At 66.4% G+C, this 15,575-nt stretch carries 15 protein-coding genes and 1 pseudogene; 11 read left to right on the forward strand and 5 right to left on the reverse strand.

Translation table 11 applies throughout. From position 1 onward, the window contains the following. The first annotated feature begins 413 nt into the window (after nt 1-413). Together CKW46_RS05485 and CKW46_RS05490 are read left to right on the forward strand one after the other, a co-directional pair. Nucleotides 414-713 carry a hypothetical protein gene (locus tag CKW46_RS05485; protein WP_015354341.1) on the forward strand — a complete coding sequence of 100 codons (300 nt, stop codon included), beginning with the start codon at nt 414-416 and terminating at the stop codon, nt 711-713. Between the two features lie 202 nt (nt 714-915). Then, nucleotides 916-2,118 (forward strand): annotated as a pseudogene (locus tag CKW46_RS05490) (ISAs1-like element IS2404/ISMul1 family transposase). A 58-nt stretch (nt 2,119-2,176) separates the two neighbouring features. Here the strand turns inward: CKW46_RS05490 and CKW46_RS05495 are convergent. Continuing rightward, nucleotides 2,177-3,067, reverse strand: coding sequence for an aldose 1-epimerase (locus tag CKW46_RS05495; protein ID WP_482052940.1), 891 nt, complete (start codon nt 3,065-3,067; stop codon nt 2,177-2,179). Nucleotides 3,068-3,141: 74 nt separating this feature from the next. Beyond that, nucleotides 3,142-4,323, reverse strand: a complete 1,182-nt coding sequence (locus CKW46_RS05500; RefSeq protein ID WP_117437324.1) for an FAD-binding oxidoreductase — start codon at nt 4,321-4,323, stop codon at nt 3,142-3,144. 327 nt (nt 4,324-4,650) lie between these two features. Here CKW46_RS05500 and clpB point away from each other — a divergent pair, with 327 nt between their 5' ends. Continuing rightward, nucleotides 4,651-7,197: an ATP-dependent chaperone ClpB gene (gene clpB, locus CKW46_RS05505; protein WP_015354345.1), complete on the forward strand. Its 2,547-nt coding sequence runs from the start codon at nt 4,651-4,653 to the stop codon at nt 7,195-7,197. Here the strand turns inward: clpB and CKW46_RS05510 are convergent. After that, nucleotides 7,194-8,024 (reverse strand): enoyl-CoA hydratase/isomerase family protein, encoded by an 831-nt coding sequence (locus tag CKW46_RS05510; protein ID WP_499018900.1) that lies wholly within the window; start codon nt 8,022-8,024, stop codon nt 7,194-7,196. The two genes, clpB and CKW46_RS05510, sit on opposite strands and share 4 nt — an antisense overlap. A 358-nt stretch (nt 8,025-8,382) precedes the next feature. Between CKW46_RS05510 and ttfA the strand changes: the two genes are divergently transcribed. The 5 genes from ttfA to CKW46_RS05535 are packed head-to-tail and all read left to right on the forward strand — an operon-like array spanning nt 8,383 to nt 12,126. After that, complete coding sequence (ttfA, locus tag CKW46_RS05515; protein ID WP_012392606.1) at nt 8,383-9,237, forward strand: trehalose monomycolate transport factor TtfA; 855 nt, start codon at nt 8,383-8,385, stop codon at nt 9,235-9,237. A 44-nt stretch (nt 9,238-9,281) separates the two neighbouring features. Continuing rightward, nucleotides 9,282-10,055: an SDR family NAD(P)-dependent oxidoreductase gene (locus tag CKW46_RS05520; RefSeq protein WP_015354347.1), complete on the forward strand. Its 774-nt coding sequence runs from the start codon at nt 9,282-9,284 to the stop codon at nt 10,053-10,055. Beyond that, entirely contained in the window at nt 10,042-10,581 is a 540-nt protein-coding gene (gene pyrE / locus CKW46_RS05525; protein ID WP_015354348.1) for an orotate phosphoribosyltransferase, read from the forward strand. Before CKW46_RS05520 ends, pyrE begins: the two co-directional genes overlap by 14 nt. A 10-nt stretch (nt 10,582-10,591) precedes the next feature. Beyond that, entirely contained in the window at nt 10,592-11,485 is an 894-nt protein-coding gene (locus CKW46_RS05530) for a hypothetical protein (protein WP_482052942.1), read from the forward strand. Beyond that, the gene (locus tag CKW46_RS05535; protein WP_015354350.1) at nt 11,482-12,126 is read left to right on the forward strand and encodes a TrmH family RNA methyltransferase; all 645 of its coding nucleotides are present in this window, start codon (nt 11,482-11,484) and stop codon (nt 12,124-12,126) included. Before CKW46_RS05530 ends, CKW46_RS05535 begins: the two co-directional genes overlap by 4 nt. A 108-nt stretch (nt 12,127-12,234) precedes the next feature. Here the strand turns inward: CKW46_RS05535 and secE2 are convergent, their stop codons facing one another. Further along, the gene (gene secE2 / locus CKW46_RS05540) at nt 12,235-12,450 is read right to left on the reverse strand and encodes a calcium dodecin (RefSeq protein ID WP_012392611.1); all 216 of its coding nucleotides are present in this window, start codon (nt 12,448-12,450) and stop codon (nt 12,235-12,237) included. A 17-nt stretch (nt 12,451-12,467) separates the two neighbouring features. Continuing rightward, a complete protein-coding gene (locus CKW46_RS05545) occupies nt 12,468-13,433 on the reverse strand; it encodes a LysR family transcriptional regulator (RefSeq protein ID WP_015354351.1) in 966 nt (321 codons plus the stop codon). 24 nt (nt 13,434-13,457) lie between these two features. Between CKW46_RS05545 and CKW46_RS05550 the strand changes: the two genes are divergently transcribed. The 3 genes from CKW46_RS05550 to CKW46_RS05560 are packed head-to-tail and all read left to right on the forward strand — an operon-like array spanning nt 13,458 to nt 15,573. Then, complete coding sequence (locus tag CKW46_RS05550; protein WP_041298725.1) at nt 13,458-14,621, forward strand: XdhC family protein; 1,164 nt, start codon at nt 13,458-13,460, stop codon at nt 14,619-14,621. 24 nt (nt 14,622-14,645) lie between these two features. Next, the gene (locus tag CKW46_RS05555) at nt 14,646-15,125 is read left to right on the forward strand and encodes an FAD binding domain-containing protein (RefSeq protein ID WP_482052943.1); all 480 of its coding nucleotides are present in this window, start codon (nt 14,646-14,648) and stop codon (nt 15,123-15,125) included. Between the two features lie 58 nt (nt 15,126-15,183). After that, nucleotides 15,184-15,573, forward strand: coding sequence for an FAD binding domain-containing protein (locus tag CKW46_RS05560; protein WP_482052944.1), 390 nt, complete (start codon nt 15,184-15,186; stop codon nt 15,571-15,573). Nucleotides 15,574-15,575: the final 2 nt, after the last annotated feature.

The following is a 15,575-nucleotide window of genomic DNA, read 5'->3' on the forward strand; positions in this document are numbered from 1 at the left end:
CCCAGCAACCAGCGGCACCGCGCGGGCTCGAACGAGGGCGCGTTGTGCGCCAAGTCGCCCCAGGCCGGCGAACGGACCGCCATTGCGTCGGCGATGGGGATGCTCCCGGTCGGTCGTGCGGGTGGAGGTAGCCGCGTCATTCAAGCGACTGGATCAGCCAAAATATTCATCAGTGTCGGCGCCGAATGGTGCAGTGCCCCATGGCTCCAGGGCGCCGGTACTCGAAGCTGGTTCTAGAACCATGCTCTAATCGGTAGGTGTTGGGCGCGCTGTGCCACGCGACCGTGGGCGGTCCGCGCACCCCCGCGTGACGGTTCGTGTCGGGTGGTCGCAGGTATCGCCTGGCCAGGTGATCTGGCCGCTGACGACGGCGCCTGCATCGGTCCCGTCACGCGCATTGTCAGGGCTCGGAAATGTTGGAGATCGGGCCGCCCGCCGAGCGCGGCGGATTGGGGAGTGTGGTGCGGCCAGCCCGAATCGAGGGGGCCGAATTCTGCGCGGCTGCCCTGTTCATTTCGGCGCCGTGGGCTTTGGTCAATATCGGCAACCGCGCCGTATCCGAGTGGCCAACGGTGATGCGCGTAGATATCCGGAGTGATACTAAATGGGCTGTGCGGCAGGAAACGGAAACATCAACCCGGTATTGCGGCTTTTGTGAAAACAACCTGTGTTGGCGGATATTGATGGACGGCGAAATATGCGAGCCGCGGTGATCGGTTGTTGCACCCAGCGCTCAATTTCGGCCGCGCTCTCGATATCCGCCGCCGCGGGGCAGGGCTCCGGCGTTGTTGATTAGCAGGCTTGTGAGCTGTGTTGATGATCTTTGGTGCCGCGCTATTGGGGCCGGAGTGTAGGCACGGGCTATCTGGAGAACGATCGAGTTGGTTACTGTTCGTCGTTGGTCTGGAGTTGCCCGTGCCTACCGTTTCAGTATTGCCTGTGTCGTCGGTTCCAGAGGTGTTCGACCGCTGGAGTCCTGGTGAGCGTAGCGAGCTCATCGGATCGGAGTTTCTCGGTGTGTTGGTCTCGGTGCCAGACCCGAGGGACCCACGCGGTCGGAGGTATTCGCTGATGGCTTTGTTGGCGATCGGGGTTCTGGCCACTGCCGCGGGGATGCGCGGCTATGCTGGTTTTGCTACATGGGCGGCCACCGCTCCCGATGATGTGTTGGCCTAATTAGGGGTCCGGTTCCGGCGGCCCAGTGAGAAGACCTTTCGCGCTGTTTTGTCTCGGCTAGACCCCGCCGACCTCAACGCCAGGATGGGCAGTTATTTCACTGCACACGTGGCCAGCAGCGACCCCAGTGGATTGGTGCCGATCGCGTTGGACGGCAAGATGCTGCGTGGTGCTTTACGCGCCAAAGCGACAGCCACGCATCTCGTGTCGGTGTTCGCCCACCGTGCCCGATTGGTGCTCGGTCAACTCGCTGTCGCCGAGAAAAGCAATGAAATTCCCTGCGTACGTGCCCTGCTCACGCTGCTGCCGGGTAGCTTGCGGTGGCTGGTCACCGTGGATGCGATGCATACCCAGGTCGTCACCGCGAAGTTGATCTGCGCCACCTTGAAGTCGCACTACCTGATGATCGTCAAGTCCAACCAAGCCAAAATACTTGCGCGTATCACCGCGCTGCCCTGGGCCGAGGTGCCCGCAGCCGCTACCGACGACTCCCGCGGCCACGGCCGTGTCGAGACCCGCACCCTGCAAATCATCACCGCTGTACGAGGAATCGGCTTCCCCTACGCAAAACAAATCATCCGGATCACTCGTGAACGCTTGATCACCGCCACCGACCAGCGCAGCGTGGAGGTGGTCTATGCCATCTGCAGCCTGCCGTTCGAGCACGCCCGCCCTACCGCGATCATGACCTGGATGCGTCAACACTGGGGAATCGAGAACAGCCTGCACTGGATACGCGACGTCACCTTCGACGAAGACCGTCAAAGGGCACATACCGGAAACGGCGCACAGGTCCTAGCAACGCTACGCAACACCGCGATCAATCTGCACCGCCTCAACGGCGCCGACAACATCGCCGAAGCCTGCCGGATCACCGCTTTGACCGCCAACCGCCGCCTAGACCTCCTCAATCCACAATTCCCCAGCTCACAAGCCTGCTAATCAACAACGCCGGAGCCCTGCGCCGCGGGGCGAAACCAGACTAGGCGACTTGTTCTGGCTAGACGTGGATTGAGAACACCGCGATCGCCGACTCGCCAATCGGCGCACAACGGTAGCCGCCGCGCCGGAGCGCGTCGGTCGGGGCGGCCATCGGTTCGAAGCAGATCACGTCCTCGGCGATCGGCGCGAAGATCTGCGCCGCGGGATACCCCTGTTCGAAGTGCACCTCCAGGCGGCGCCCGCCACCGGACGCGGCGAACACCGCTCCCTCGGTCACCTGGTCATAGCCGTCGTCAAAGGTGCCCTCGCCCAGGGGCGCTGTCTTCGCCGGCCGGTGGTCCGACTCGCCGGTGGGCAGTCCGCGCTGGTCGAGGCAGAGCTGCCGCAGCGGGGGTGTCTCGATGACCCACTCGGTGCGGGGCACACCCGGCAACTGCAGATACGGGTGGAAGCCGAAGCACAACGGCACGGCCGTGTCACCGGTTGGGGTCACCGTGGTGCGCAGTGTCAGCACCCGTTCGGCCAGCCGCGCCGTCAACGACAGCACGTGCGGATACGGAAAGCTGGCCAGCAGCACCGGGTCGGCCCCGAAGTCCAGCTCTGCGGTGAGCTCGTTGCCCGATTGAGCCGTGACCCGCCAGCAGGGATAGGCGGCCAGGACCCCATGGATCGGCAAGCCGGCGGGGTCCACCCGAACCCCGTTTGCGCCGGGGTTCAGTGTTACCTCCTTGCCTTCGGCGTCATATGTGTTCTCGCCCAGTCGATTTGCCCAGGGGTACAGAATCGGTATTCCCATTGTCTTGCCCGCGGCAAGGTAGCCGTCCAGGCCGCGCTGTTGGCCGAGCAGTTGCACTCCGGCGTCGGTCAGCGAGGTGCCGATCATTCCAGCCGCGGGCACGAACTGTGCTTCCACCGATGACAACGGGTCGCGCAGAGTTGCGGCATGCACGCCGGCCAGACTAGCGTGCGTGCCCCGCTGCGGTGGCTGAGCGCGGGGCCTTTCCTGGTAGTCGTGGCTTGCCGCTAGGGCAGTGGATCATGCTGGATGCGTTCGCGCGGAGCGCCTTTGGCGATCAGTGCGGCCTTGGTGGTGCGAACCATGGCCGGCCCGCCGCAGATCAGGATTTGCCGATCGCCCCAGTTGCCGTAGTTGGTGACCACTTCGGCCAGCCGGCCGGTCTGGCGCACGTGCAGGCCGCGCGGCGGTGATACATCGGGATAGTCGGTGGCCCAGGACGGGTCGCGGTTGTATTCGGCGACTGGAGAAACCGAAAGCCACGGGTTGTGCGCCGCAACCTGCCAAAGCGTGCGCAGGTCATAGAGTTCGCAGAAGTAGCGCGCGCCGAAAAACAGGTGCACTCGTGGATTCTCGACAAAGCGGCCCATATCCAAAATCAGCGCCCGCAACGGGGCCAGACCGGTGCTGCCGGCGACCATGAGCACGTCACCGCCGGTGCGGTCGACGTGCAAGCCGCCGTGCGGGCTCGCCAAGCGCCACCGGTCGCCGGTCCGAGTTTCGTTGGCCATCGCGGTGCTGACCAGCCCGCCGGGTACCACGCGGACATGGAATTCGATCCGCCCTTCGAGGTCGGCCGGAATGGCGGGGCTGAGGTAACGCCAGCGACGCGGACACTGCGGGACTTGGACATTGACGTATTGGCCGGGGTGATAGGGCATTGGGTGGTCCAGTTGCAGCCTGATCACCGCCAGATCGCGCGACGCCGGGATGTGCTCGATTACCGTTGCGTCCCACCACGCGGGTCCGTCCTCGGAATCGGCCGCGCCGCTCATCACCCCGACGATCAGATTGAGAGATTGCTCAGCGGCGCGCGCGACCGAATCGGTCCAGGAACTGCCGAGATGACTGCGCAACGTGGTCTGCAGGGCGCGCCGCAACGTCTCGTATTGGGTTGGCTGCACACCGTATTTGCGGTGATCCCGGCCGAGCTGTGCCAGGAAGGCAATCGGCTCCTCGGCGCGCTGTGCGACGAGCTCGCTGTACACCCAGTGCAGCGCACGTGTGAAAGCTGCGCGCTGGCCGCTCATTTCGGGTGGGAACAAGTCGCGCACCGAACTGTCCAGGGAGAACCAGTTGGTGTAGAAGCTGCGGACGAGTTCGCTGGATTGCGTTTTGTGGTCTAAGTCGGGTTGCGGTGCGAAGGCGTCCCGCAGCACCCGCAGCGCGTCTCGGTCCTCAAGGCCCACGGACCACGATTCTAGGCTTGCCGGGACGCACCGGGGATCGCGATTGGGCTACTGGCGCGCGGTGCACGGCCCAAGGTGGTCCGCGGTGCCGCTGGAACTCGCAGCTAGTCGCCGATGAGAGATGGTCATGCGGGGCCCACCCGACCCCGCGCCGCCATGCCCGCCGGGGTTGCCGAGCTATTTGCCGGGCGCTGGCCGGTAGGTCGGACCCGCCCTGGATTACCGGCAGACAAAAAAGCTAGAGTTGAGCGGAACAGACTCAACCTTGACGGCGTTGCACAACCCGAGAACCATTTTTTTCAGATACTTACCCCGAACGGAGCTGTCGTGGATTCTTTCAACCCGACCACCAAGACGCAGGCGGCCCTGACGTCGGCTCTGCAGGCGGCTTCGGCTGCCGGCAATCCCGAAATTCGGCCGGCGCATCTGCTGATGGCCCTGTTGACGCAGGCCGATGGCATAGCCGCGCCGCTGCTCGAGGCCGTTGGCGTCGACCCCGCCACCATCCGCACCGAGGCGCAGCGCCTAGTTGACCGGTTGCCGCAGGCCAGTGGGGCCAGCACGCAGCCGCAGTTATCCCGCGAGTCACTGGCCGCCATCACCACCGCCCAGCAACTGGCTACCGAGATGGACGACGAGTACGTCTCCACCGAGCACGTGCTGGTCGGGCTGGCCACCGGCGACTCCGAGGTCGCCAAGCTATTGACCGGGCACGGAGCCTCGCCGCAGGCTCTGCGCGAGGCGTTCGTCAAGGTACGCGGTAGCGCCCGGGTGACCAGCCCCGAACCGGAAGCGACGTACCAGGCGCTGGAGAAATACTCGACCGACCTGACCGCGCGGGCCCGTGAAGGAAAGCTCGACCCGGTGATCGGGCGAGACAACGAGATTCGCCGCGTGGTTCAGGTCCTGTCGCGGCGCACCAAGAACAACCCGGTGCTCATCGGTGAACCCGGCGTCGGCAAGACCGCGATCGTGGAGGGTCTGGCCCAGCGCATCGTGGCCGGCGACGTCCCAGAGAGTCTGCGTGACAAGACGATCGTCGCGCTGGACCTCGGCTCGATGGTGGCCGGCTCGAAGTACCGGGGTGAATTCGAGGAGCGGCTCAAGGCCGTCCTCGACGACATCAAGAACTCGGCCGGGCAGATCATCACCTTCATCGACGAGCTGCACACCATCGTCGGTGCCGGCGCGACCGGTGAAGGTGCGATGGACGCCGGCAACATGATCAAGCCCATGCTGGCCCGCGGCGAGCTCCGGTTGGTCGGTGCCACCACGCTCGACGAGTACCGCAAGCACATCGAGAAGGACGCCGCACTGGAACGCCGCTTCCAGCAGGTGTACGTCGGTGAGCCCTCGGCGGAGGACACCATCGGCATTCTGCGCGGACTCAAGGACCGCTACGAGGTGCACCATGGCGTCCGGATCACCGACTCCGCGCTGGTGGCCGCCGCGACGCTGTCCGACCGCTACATCACCGCGCGGTTCCTGCCGGACAAGGCCATCGACCTCGTTGACGAGGCTGCCAGCCGGCTGCGGATGGAAATCGATTCGCGCCCCGTCGAGATCGACGAGGTCGAGCGGCTGGTGCGCCGGCTGGAGATCGAAGAAATGGCGCTGTCCAAGGAAGAGGACGACGCCTCCAAAGATCGGCTGGAAAAGCTGCGCGCCGAGCTGGCCGACAAGAAAGAAGAGCTGGCAGAACTCACGACCAGATGGCAGAACGAGAAGAACTCCATCGAGATCGTCCGCGAGCTCAAAGAGCAGTTGGACGCCCTGCGTGGGGAATCCGAGCGCGCTGAGCGCGATGGTGACCTGGCCAAGGCAGCCGAGCTGCGCTACGGGCGCATACCGGAGATGGAGAAGAAGCTCGACGCTGCCGTGCCGCACGCGCAAGCCCGAGAGCAGGTGATGCTCAAGGAAGAGGTCGGTCCCGACGACATCGCCGAGGTGGTGTCGGCATGGACCGGCATTCCCGCCGGACGCATGCTCGAAGGCGAGACGGCCAAGCTGCTGCGAATGGAAGACGAGCTGGGCCACCGCGTCATCGGGCAGAAGAAGGCAGTGCAGGCCGTCTCTGACGCCGTGCGGCGCTCTCGGGCCGGGGTCGCCGACCCCAACCGGCCGACCGGCTCGTTCATGTTCCTCGGCCCCACCGGTGTCGGCAAGACCGAGCTGGCCAAGGCGCTGGCGGAGTTCTTGTTCGACGACGAGCGCGCGATGGTGCGCATCGACATGAGCGAGTACGGCGAGAAGCACTCGGTGGCCCGCCTCGTCGGGGCCCCTCCCGGCTACATCGGTTACGACCAGGGCGGTCAGCTGACCGAGGCGGTGCGGCGGCGTCCCTACACGGTGATCCTGTTCGACGAGATCGAGAAGGCCCACCCGGACGTGTTCGACGTGCTGCTGCAGGTTCTCGACGAGGGCCGGCTGACCGACGGGCAGGGCCGTACGGTCGACTTCCGCAACACCATCCTGATCTTGACGTCCAACCTCGGGTCGGGCGGCACCCCGGACCAGGTGATGGCGGCGGTGCGGGCGGCCTTCAAGCCGGAGTTCATCAACCGGCTCGACGATGTGCTGATCTTCGACGCCCTCAACCCCGACGAACTGGTGCAGATCGTCGACATCCAGCTCCAACAGCTGGACAAGCGGCTGGCCCAGCGTCGTCTGCAACTCGAGGTGCCGCTGCCGGCCAAGGAATGGCTGGCGCAGCGCGGATTCGACCCCGTGTACGGCGCCCGCCCGTTGCGCCGGTTGGTGCAACAGGCGATCGGCGACCAGTTGGCCAAGATGCTGCTGGCCGGTCAGGTGCACGACGGCGACACGGTGCCGGTCAATGTCAGCGCCGACGGCGAGTCGCTGGTCCTCGGTTAAGTCGCAGGAGGTTTCGGGGCGGCGCCCAGCTCGAATTCTCGGGTCTGGGCGCCGGCCTCGATGACCGCCTGCAATCGCCGGCGGGTGTCCGGCAGCGCGAGCGTTTCGCGTAAGAGCTGATCCGCGATGCGCAGACCGGTAGTCAGATCTGTTCGCGGGTCCAGTGCGACGTCCACGGCGCGCTTGGCCGCCGCGATGGCCTCTTCGGGATACGACGCGATGCGCCCGGCGAGCTTGTCGACGAATCGCCACAGCTCCTCGCCCGGCAGCGCCCGATTGACATACCCCCAGGCCTGGGCCGTCGCAGCGTCGATGTCCCGGCATCCGAGGATCACCTCGAGCGCCCGTGCACGGCCGACCAGGTGCGGTAGCCGTTGGGTGCCGCCGCCCCCGGGGATGATGCCCACCGACACCTCGGGGTGGCCCAGCACCGTCGTGCCCAGCGCGGCGTAGCGCATGTCGAACGCCATCGCGAACTCGCAGCCGCCGCCGCGGCACGCGCCCTCGATGACGGCGATCGTGGCCTTGGGCAGGCCGCGCAACGCTTGCATGGCGGCATTGAATCGCGACAGCTCGTCATGGCGGGCGGTGTCGTCGGCCGGCAAGTCACTGATTAGCGAGACATCGGCGTGCGCGATGAAGAATTCCGGATCGGCCGAGTCGACGATCAACACCCGCACCTCGTTGTCGGCCGCGACTTGGTTGGTGAGGATTTCGATTTCGGTCAGCAGGTCAACGTCTAAGAGGTTGACCGGCGGGTGGTCGATGGTGGCCCGGCAAATCCCGTCGGCGCTGACGACTCGTAAGAGCCGGAAATCCTGGTGCATCCCTAGGCCTCCGAGAAATTCACGTACCGCCGATATTGCCATCGCCGTGCTGTCTGGCCATTACTGCGGCAAAGAGTTCGCCCATTGCGTCACCCGGGGAGCCCCTGCCGGCGTCGCGCACCAGGCCAAACTCCCGTCGCCGCGCACGCCGCCTTGCGATTCATCGCAAGGCGACAAACCTCACATCGGCTCACCCAAGGCTCACATCAGCGCACCGCAACGGGTGTCCAACCCGGCACATCAAACCCGAAAAGGCGGGTTACCGGGTGGGGGGCAGGCCGGGGTATAAAGTCCTGTGATTGGGTTGTGACCTGCTCGGATTATTTACTGGGTCCGCAGAGCAGATAGGCTGTGCGGAATGGTCCCGCTTTGGTTCACGCTCTCCGCACTGTGCTTCGTCAGTGCGGTGGTGCTGTTATACGTCGACATCGATCGACGCCGCGGGCGCAGCAGACGTCGTAAGTCTTGGGCGCGGTCGCACGGATTTGACTACGAGCGCGAGTCGACCGACATTCTGCAGCGCTGGACGCGCGGCGTGATGTCCACGGTCGGCGAAGTCCCGGCCAAGAACGTGGTGCTTGGTCAGATTCGGGGCGAGGCCGTGTACATCTTCGATCTCGAGGAAGTCGCCACGGTGATCGCGCTGCACCGCAAGGTGGGCACCAACGTCGTGGTTGACCTGCGGCTCAAGGGCCTGAAGGAGCCGCGCGAGAGCGACATCTGGCTGCTCGGCGCGATCGGGCCGCGGATGGTGTATTCCACCAATCTCGATGCCGCCCGGCGGGCCTGCGACCGGCGCATGGTGACCTTCGCGCACACCGCTCCGGACTGTGCCGAAATCATGTGGAACGAGCAGAACTGGACGCTGGTCAGCATGCCAATCGCCAGCTCGCGCGCGCAGTGGGACGAGGGGCTGCGCACCGTGCGCCAGTTCAACGACCTGTTGCGGGTATTGCCGCCGCTGCCGCAGGAGAGCCCACAAGAGGCCGAGGAATCCGAGCCGGCCCAAAGCGGGAACCGCTCTTTGACTCCGTCCCGCCGCCCCGAGCTGCCGCCGCGGCGTGCTCAGGTCGATCCCGCAGCCGGCTTGTTGCCCGACGCGTCGCGCCGCACCCCCGAGCCGATGCGTCGCGAGGAGGGCCGTTCCGAGGGCTCCCGGCGGCCACCGCTGGGGGGCCGTAACGGCCAGCAGGCCACGAAGTACCAGCGCTAATAGCGCGCCGGGGACGCCAGCACCCGGTCAGTAGACTGACGCTCATGCCACGCCCCGTTGCGTTGATCACCGGGCCGACGTCCGGGATAGGCGCCGGCTATGCGCGCCGCTACGCCCAAGACGGTTACGACCTGATACTGGTTGCCCGCGACGTCGACCGGTTGAAGCAATTAGCGGTCGAGCTCGAGGACGATGCCGGCAACGTGGAGATACTGCCTGCCGATCTCGCCGACGCGGCCGGTCGCGACAAAGTCGCCGAGCGGCTCTCCCGTGGAGTCCGGGTGTTGGTGAACAATGCCGGGTTCGCCACCTCCGGGGAGTTCTGGGAAACCGAGCCCGCCGCTTTACAGGCACAGCTCGATGTCAACGTGACCGCGGTGATGCAGCTGACCCGGGCGGCGCTGCCGCCCATGCTGGCCGCCGGTGCGGGCACGGTGATCAACATCGCCAGCGTTGCCGGGCTGCTCTCCGGGCGGGGGTCTACCTATTCCGCGTCCAAGGCCTGGATCATCTCGTTCAGCGAAGGGCTCTCCACCGGGCTGGAGGGCACCGGCGTGGGCGTGCACGCCGTCTGCCCGGGCTATGTCCATACCGAATTTCACGCCCGGGCCGGTATCGACATGACCAAGTTGCCGTCGTTCATGTGGCTCGACGTTGACGATGTGATCCAGGAAAGCCTGGCCGACATCGCCGACGGCAAGGTGATCAGCATTCCGGGTGTGCAGTACAAGGCGCTGGTCGGTGCCGGACGAATGATTCCCCGAGGCCTGCTACGGGCCGTGATGAAACGAGTAGGTGGTGGTCGTGGCCGTACGTGAGCGTGAAGAGCTTGCCGAGCTGGTGCGCCAGCTGGCGGTCGTGCACGGCCGTGTCACGCTGTCGTCGGGGAAGGAAGCCGACTACTACGTCGACCTTCGCCGCGCGACGCTGCACCATCGGGCGGCGGCGCTGGTCGGCAGCCTGATGCGCGAGCTGACCCAGGACTGGGACTATGCGGTCGTCGGGGGTCTGACCCTGGGGGCCGACCCGGTGGCGACCGCAATGATGCACGCACCGGGCCGCCCGATCGACGCCTTCGTGGTCCGTAAGGCCGCGAAAGTGCATGGCATGCAACGACTTATCGAAGGGTCCGAGGTATCGGGCAAGCAAGTGCTGGTGGTCGAAGACACCAGCACCACCGGCAATTCGGCGCTGACGGCGGTGCATGCCGTTCAAGATGCCGGAGGCGAGGTCATCGGCGTGGCCACCGTGGTGGACCGGGCCACCGGCGCGGCCGAGGCGATCCAAGCCGAAGGACTGCCGTACCGCAGTGTGCTGGGCCTTGCCGATCTGGGGCTGGGCTAGGCCGCCTGCCGTGCGTTTCCTGATTGCGCTGGCCATCGCTTTGTCCTGCTTGGTGGCCTGCTCGCGATCGGAGTCCGATCTGGTCTACGGCGCCCAGCGCGCGCGGTTCGGCCAGGCGCTGCCGGTGCTGGGCTGGAACATGCGGGTGTCGAATTTGCGCTGGTTGGGGGACTACGTACTGGTCAATGTCGACGCATCGCCGACCCAGCAGGACACACCCCACGCCAAACCCGAGGATGTTCGCTACGGCCTCTACGGAGCGCTATCGCACCCGATGGAGGCCAACGGCCTGGGCAGCTGCGACGACGCGATGACCAAGGTGCGCGACATTGGCTCGCCGCTCTCGGGGGCACAGGATCGGCTCCTTGGGACGGTGTGTCTGGGCCCGCTCACCGATCGCAGCGCGGTCCGCGGTGTCTACGCGTATTCACCTCATGACCGGATCGCCAAGACCGCGGCCGCCTATCCGGCTGCCTTTCCGGTGGGAATGCTGCCGACCAACCAAAACGACACCGGTCTTACGGTCAAGACCACCAGCCTGTCGGCATGGCGTGCGGACGGTACGCCGCTGACCAAGGCGCAGCTCGGCGACCCGGCGGCCTTCACCGGCAACGGGTTCATGCTGCTCGGCTTGCAGGTGGACGCCCTGGCGGCCCGCTATCGCGACGACTCCGCCGCCCGCGGCGGTCCGATGATGTTGCTCACCTCGCCGACGCTGCCCGGCCGGGGGCTCAGCCCGTCCTGTGCAGTCTACGGTTCCTCGGTGCTGATCCTGCCGGACGCATCGATGGACGTGGTGCAGGTCAACGCGTCGCTGTGCACGCAAGGCGAAATCAACGACGCGCTGCTGTATGCCACGGTGGCGGTGGTGGGTACGCATGCCGCGGTGTGGACGTCGCGATGAGCGAACCTGGTCCCACCGAATGGGGGGCGTCGGCCGCCGGTGTCGGCCCGTGGCCGGGTGAACACCCGGACGACCCGAGATACGACCCGGACCTGCTGCGCGACGGCGATGCCCGCAATGTCGTCGATGCCTACCGGTATTGGACGCGCGAGGCGATCGTTGCCGACATCGACAAGCGGCGGCACCCGCTACACATCGCGATCGAGAACTTCGGCCACGATGCGAACATCGGCTCGGTGGTGCGTACCGCCAACGCGTTTGCGGTGGACACCGTGCACATCGTGGGGCGTCGGCGCTGGAACCGGCGCGGCGCCATGGTGACCGATCGCTACCAGCGGTTGCGCCACCATGACAGCATTGCGGAGTTGCTGGAGTTCGCCGTGGGGGCCGGGTTGACCGTGGTGGCGGTGGACAACGTGCCCGGAGCGGCGCGACTCGAAGAGACCACGCTGCCGCGGGATTGCCTGTTGGTGTTCGGCCAGGAAGGGCCCGGCATCACCGACGACACCCGGGTCGGGGCCGTGGTCACCGTGTCGATCGCCCAGTTTGGCTCAACACGCAGCATTAACGCCGGAGTTGCGGCAGGGATCGCGATGCACGCCTGGATCCGCCAGCACGGAGACCTCTCACACGCCTGGTGAGTGACTCGACGCTGCGCTGACGGCTTCGAGTGTGCGCCGGCGGCGAGCATTTCGTGATTCCACCGCCCCCGGCGCACTGTCAAGGCCCAGGACGCGCATTCGGCGGGATCAGCGCGGTTGCGAAGGCCTCATCTTGAACGAGATCTCGAGCTTGATGCGATAAGTGATCTTCCCGCTGGAATCCACCGCCATGTCCTGCTCGATGACCCGGGCTACGCGGATGTCATCGACGCTTTCCCGCGCTCGCTGCACCGCTTCGGCCGCGGCCTGCTCCCATGACGTGGGGCTGGTCCCGATGATGTCGATCACCTTGTACACGCTCATGGGGGTAAAGCGTATAGCTAACTCCACAGCGTGACGTGCACCTTCGGCCGGAACCGCGTCACACCGACCCCGCTGCCCCGGATCATGGCTTGAATGCACCTCGGCGTGGTGATGAAGCGGACCAGCTCAGACACCGCGGGTTGACGTGCGGCCGGCGGCAGGGTCGCCACGCACCACTCACCCGCCTTGTCCAGCCCCGGACTCGTCACGTGCACCAGCCGCCCCGCGGCAAGGTCCTTGGCGACCGCAAATCCGATGGTCAGCGTCGCGCCACCAACGCGCATCACCTCTTCCAGCGCGGCGGCGTCGCTCTGGAAGATGCGCTGCTGTGACTCCGGAATCGCAAAGTCGCGCAACATGGTTGCGATCTCACCGGCCACGCTTCCCGCCGGTGGGCCAAGCATCCACTGTTGCTGGCGCAGCAGGGAGGGCGTTGGAATCCCCACGGCCAGTGGGCTGTTGGGTGCCACGACGGTGATGATCTGGTACTTCAGGAATGGCCGCACGAACAACGAGGTGTCCGAACCGATCGAACTCTCGCTGGCCGGGCCGATCGCGATGTCCACCGCCCGCGAGCAGATCAGATCGCGGAATTGGCTGGTGGGATGCACGCTCAACTCGACGGAAAGGTCGTCGGCTCGCGACGAGAACAGCTCGATCAGCCCCGGCGCCGCGTGCTCGGCGAAAGTGCTGGACGCCGCGATGCGCAACAACCGGCGGCCATGAGCCGCCTCGGTGACCTCGATCGCCGTTTGCTGCTGCAGCCCCAGGATCTCCACCGCGCGACTGGCCAGCCGCAGGCCGCCAGGAGTGAACGCCAGCCCCGCGCCGGTCCTGGTGAACAGCGGGTCGTCGAGTTCTTTGCGCAATGCCGCGACGTGCATCGAGACGCCGGCATCCGAGAGGCCGAGTTCGGTGGCGGCAGCCCGCACCGAGCCCAAGCGCACCACCGCCGAATAGGCCCGAAGTTGAGCCGGGGTCACGAGTTTGAGCTTACTTTGGGATGTGTGCGGGATGTGCTTACCGACCTGATAACGATCTGGCGCGCGGGTGACACGGCCGGCCTGGCCACGGTGGTTCGCACATTGCGCTCGGCGCCCCGGCCTCCGGGCGCGTCGATGGTGGTGGCGCCGGATGGTTCGGTGAGCGGCTCGGTGTCGGGTGGCTGTGTGGAGGGCGCGGTATACGAGAGCGCCGGCGAGGTGACGCGCACCGGCATACCGAGGCTGGAGCGCTACGGTGTCAGCGACGACGACGCGTTCGCGGTGGGCCTGACGTGCGGCGGCATCATCGACATCTTCATCGAAGCCGTCTCGCCGGCGACGTTTCCCGAGCTGGTCGCGGTGGCCGAGGATATCGCGGCCCATGTGCCGGTCGCTGTCGCCACCGTCATCGCGCACCCGGACCCGCAGTGGGTAGGCCGCCGGCTGGTGGTCCGGACCGACCCCAGCAGGCCGACAGCGGGATCGCTGGGATCGGTGCGTGCCGACGCTGCGGTCACCGATGATGCGCGGGGTCTGCTCGCCCTGGGGCGTAGCGAAATCCTCAAGTACGGGCCCGACGGGCAGCGGCGCGGCGAAGGGATGGAGATCTTCGTATCCAGCTTCGCGCCGCGCCCGCGGATGCTGGTGTTCGGTGCCATCGACTTCGCCGCGGCGCTGGCCCGGCAGGGTTCGTTTCTTGGCTACCGGGTTACCGTCTGCGACGCCCGCGCGGTGTTCGCGACGCGGGCGCGCTTCCCGACGGCCGACGAGGTTGTCGTCGAATGGCCCAGCCGGTATCTCGCCGCCGAGGTGCAGGCGGGTGCCATCGACGAACGCACGGTGATCTGCGTGCTCACTCATGATCCGAAGTTCGATGTCCCGGTGCTTGAGGTAGCGCTGCGCCTGCCCCGGATCGGCTACATCGGGGCGATGGGATCACGCCAAACCCATGACGATCGGATGAGCCGGCTGCGCGCGGCGGGGCTGACCGACGCCGAGCTGAGCCAGTTGTCCAGCCCGATCGGCCTGGATCTGGGAGCCCGCACCCCAGAGGAGACCGCGGTCTCGATCGCGGCCGACATCATCGCCCGGCGTTGGGGCGGCGGTGGCCGCCCGTTGGCCGAGACATCGGGGCGCATCCACCGAGATCTGCAGGTCGCAGACGATTTCGAAGCAAGTGCGGGCTAAGTTCAACGATTACTTAATTCGATATTGACGGCCATTTCGGGCGGGGCCGACACTTTCGACATGCAAGTACCTGGGCCCTTCGAATACGAGCGTGCGACCAGCGTCGATCACGCCATCGGACTATTGGACCGGTTGAGGGAGGGGGCGCGCCTCGTCGCCGGCGGCCACAGCCTGCTGCCGATGATGAAGCTGCGGATCGCAAACCCCGAGTACCTGGTCGATATCAATGACCTGGCGCCAGAGCTGGGGTACCTGATCACCGATCCGACGCTAGTGCGCATCGGGGCGATGGCCCGTCATCGCGAGATCCTCGAGTCCGAGGCGCTGGCGGCGGTGTGCCCGATCTTCCGCGACGCCGAGCGGGTGATCGCCGACCCGGTGGTGCGCAATCGCGGCACCCTGGGGGGTTCGCTGTGTCAGGCCGACCCGGCCGAGGACCTGTCGACGGTCTGCACCGTGCTGGACGCGGTGTGCCTGGCCCGCGGGTCCTCGGGGGGAGCGTGAGATCGCCATCGACGAATTCCAGGCCGGGCCCTACGAGACCACCCTGGCCCCGAGCGAGATGCTGGTCGAGGTTCGCATCCCGGTCCGGCACAACACGTCCAGCGCCTACGCGAAGGTGGAGCGGCGGGTCGGTGATTGGGCGGTGACGGCGGCCGGGGCGGCCGTCACGCTGAACAACGACACCATTACCGCCGCCCGGGTCCGGATTGACCGCGGTCAATCCGGACCCGGCCGCGCTGGCCGAACTCACGCGGCGCTGGTTGGTCGGCCGGCCAATGAAGACACGTTCGCCGAAGCGGGCCGCCGTGCCGGGCAGGCATGCGAGCCGGTCACCGACATCCGTGGCACCGCCGACTACAAGCGGCATCTGGCCGCGGAACTGACCATTCGAACCCTGCGCAGCGCCGTCGGGCGAGTGCGCAACCAGCCGGCACCGGAAGGGAACTAATG

Source organism: Mycobacterium liflandii (assembly GCF_022354805.1).
In the GTDB taxonomy this organism is placed as follows: Bacteria; Actinomycetota; Actinomycetes; order Mycobacteriales; family Mycobacteriaceae; genus Mycobacterium; species Mycobacterium marinum.

Bases quoted from the DNA above. Each gene is read 5' to 3' on its own strand.
- CKW46_RS05510 (WP_499018900.1), bottom strand. From the start codon at position 8,024: ATGCACCAGGATTTCCGGCTCTTACGAGTCGTCAGCGCCGACGGGATT.
- CKW46_RS05535 (WP_015354350.1), top strand. From the start codon at position 11,482: ATGAGCGAACCTGGTCCCACCGAATGGGGGGCGTCGGCCGCCGGTGTC.
- CKW46_RS05485 (WP_015354341.1), top strand. From the start codon at position 414: ATGTTGGAGATCGGGCCGCCCGCCGAGCGCGGCGGATTGGGGAGTGTG.
- CKW46_RS05520 (WP_015354347.1), top strand. From the start codon at position 9,282: ATGCCACGCCCCGTTGCGTTGATCACCGGGCCGACGTCCGGGATAGGC.
- CKW46_RS05560 (WP_482052944.1), top strand. From the start codon at position 15,184: ATGCTGGTCGAGGTTCGCATCCCGGTCCGGCACAACACGTCCAGCGCC.
- ttfA (WP_012392606.1), top strand. From the start codon at position 8,383: ATGGTCCCGCTTTGGTTCACGCTCTCCGCACTGTGCTTCGTCAGTGCG.
- secE2 (WP_012392611.1), bottom strand. From the start codon at position 12,450: ATGAGCGTGTACAAGGTGATCGACATCATCGGGACCAGCCCCACGTCA.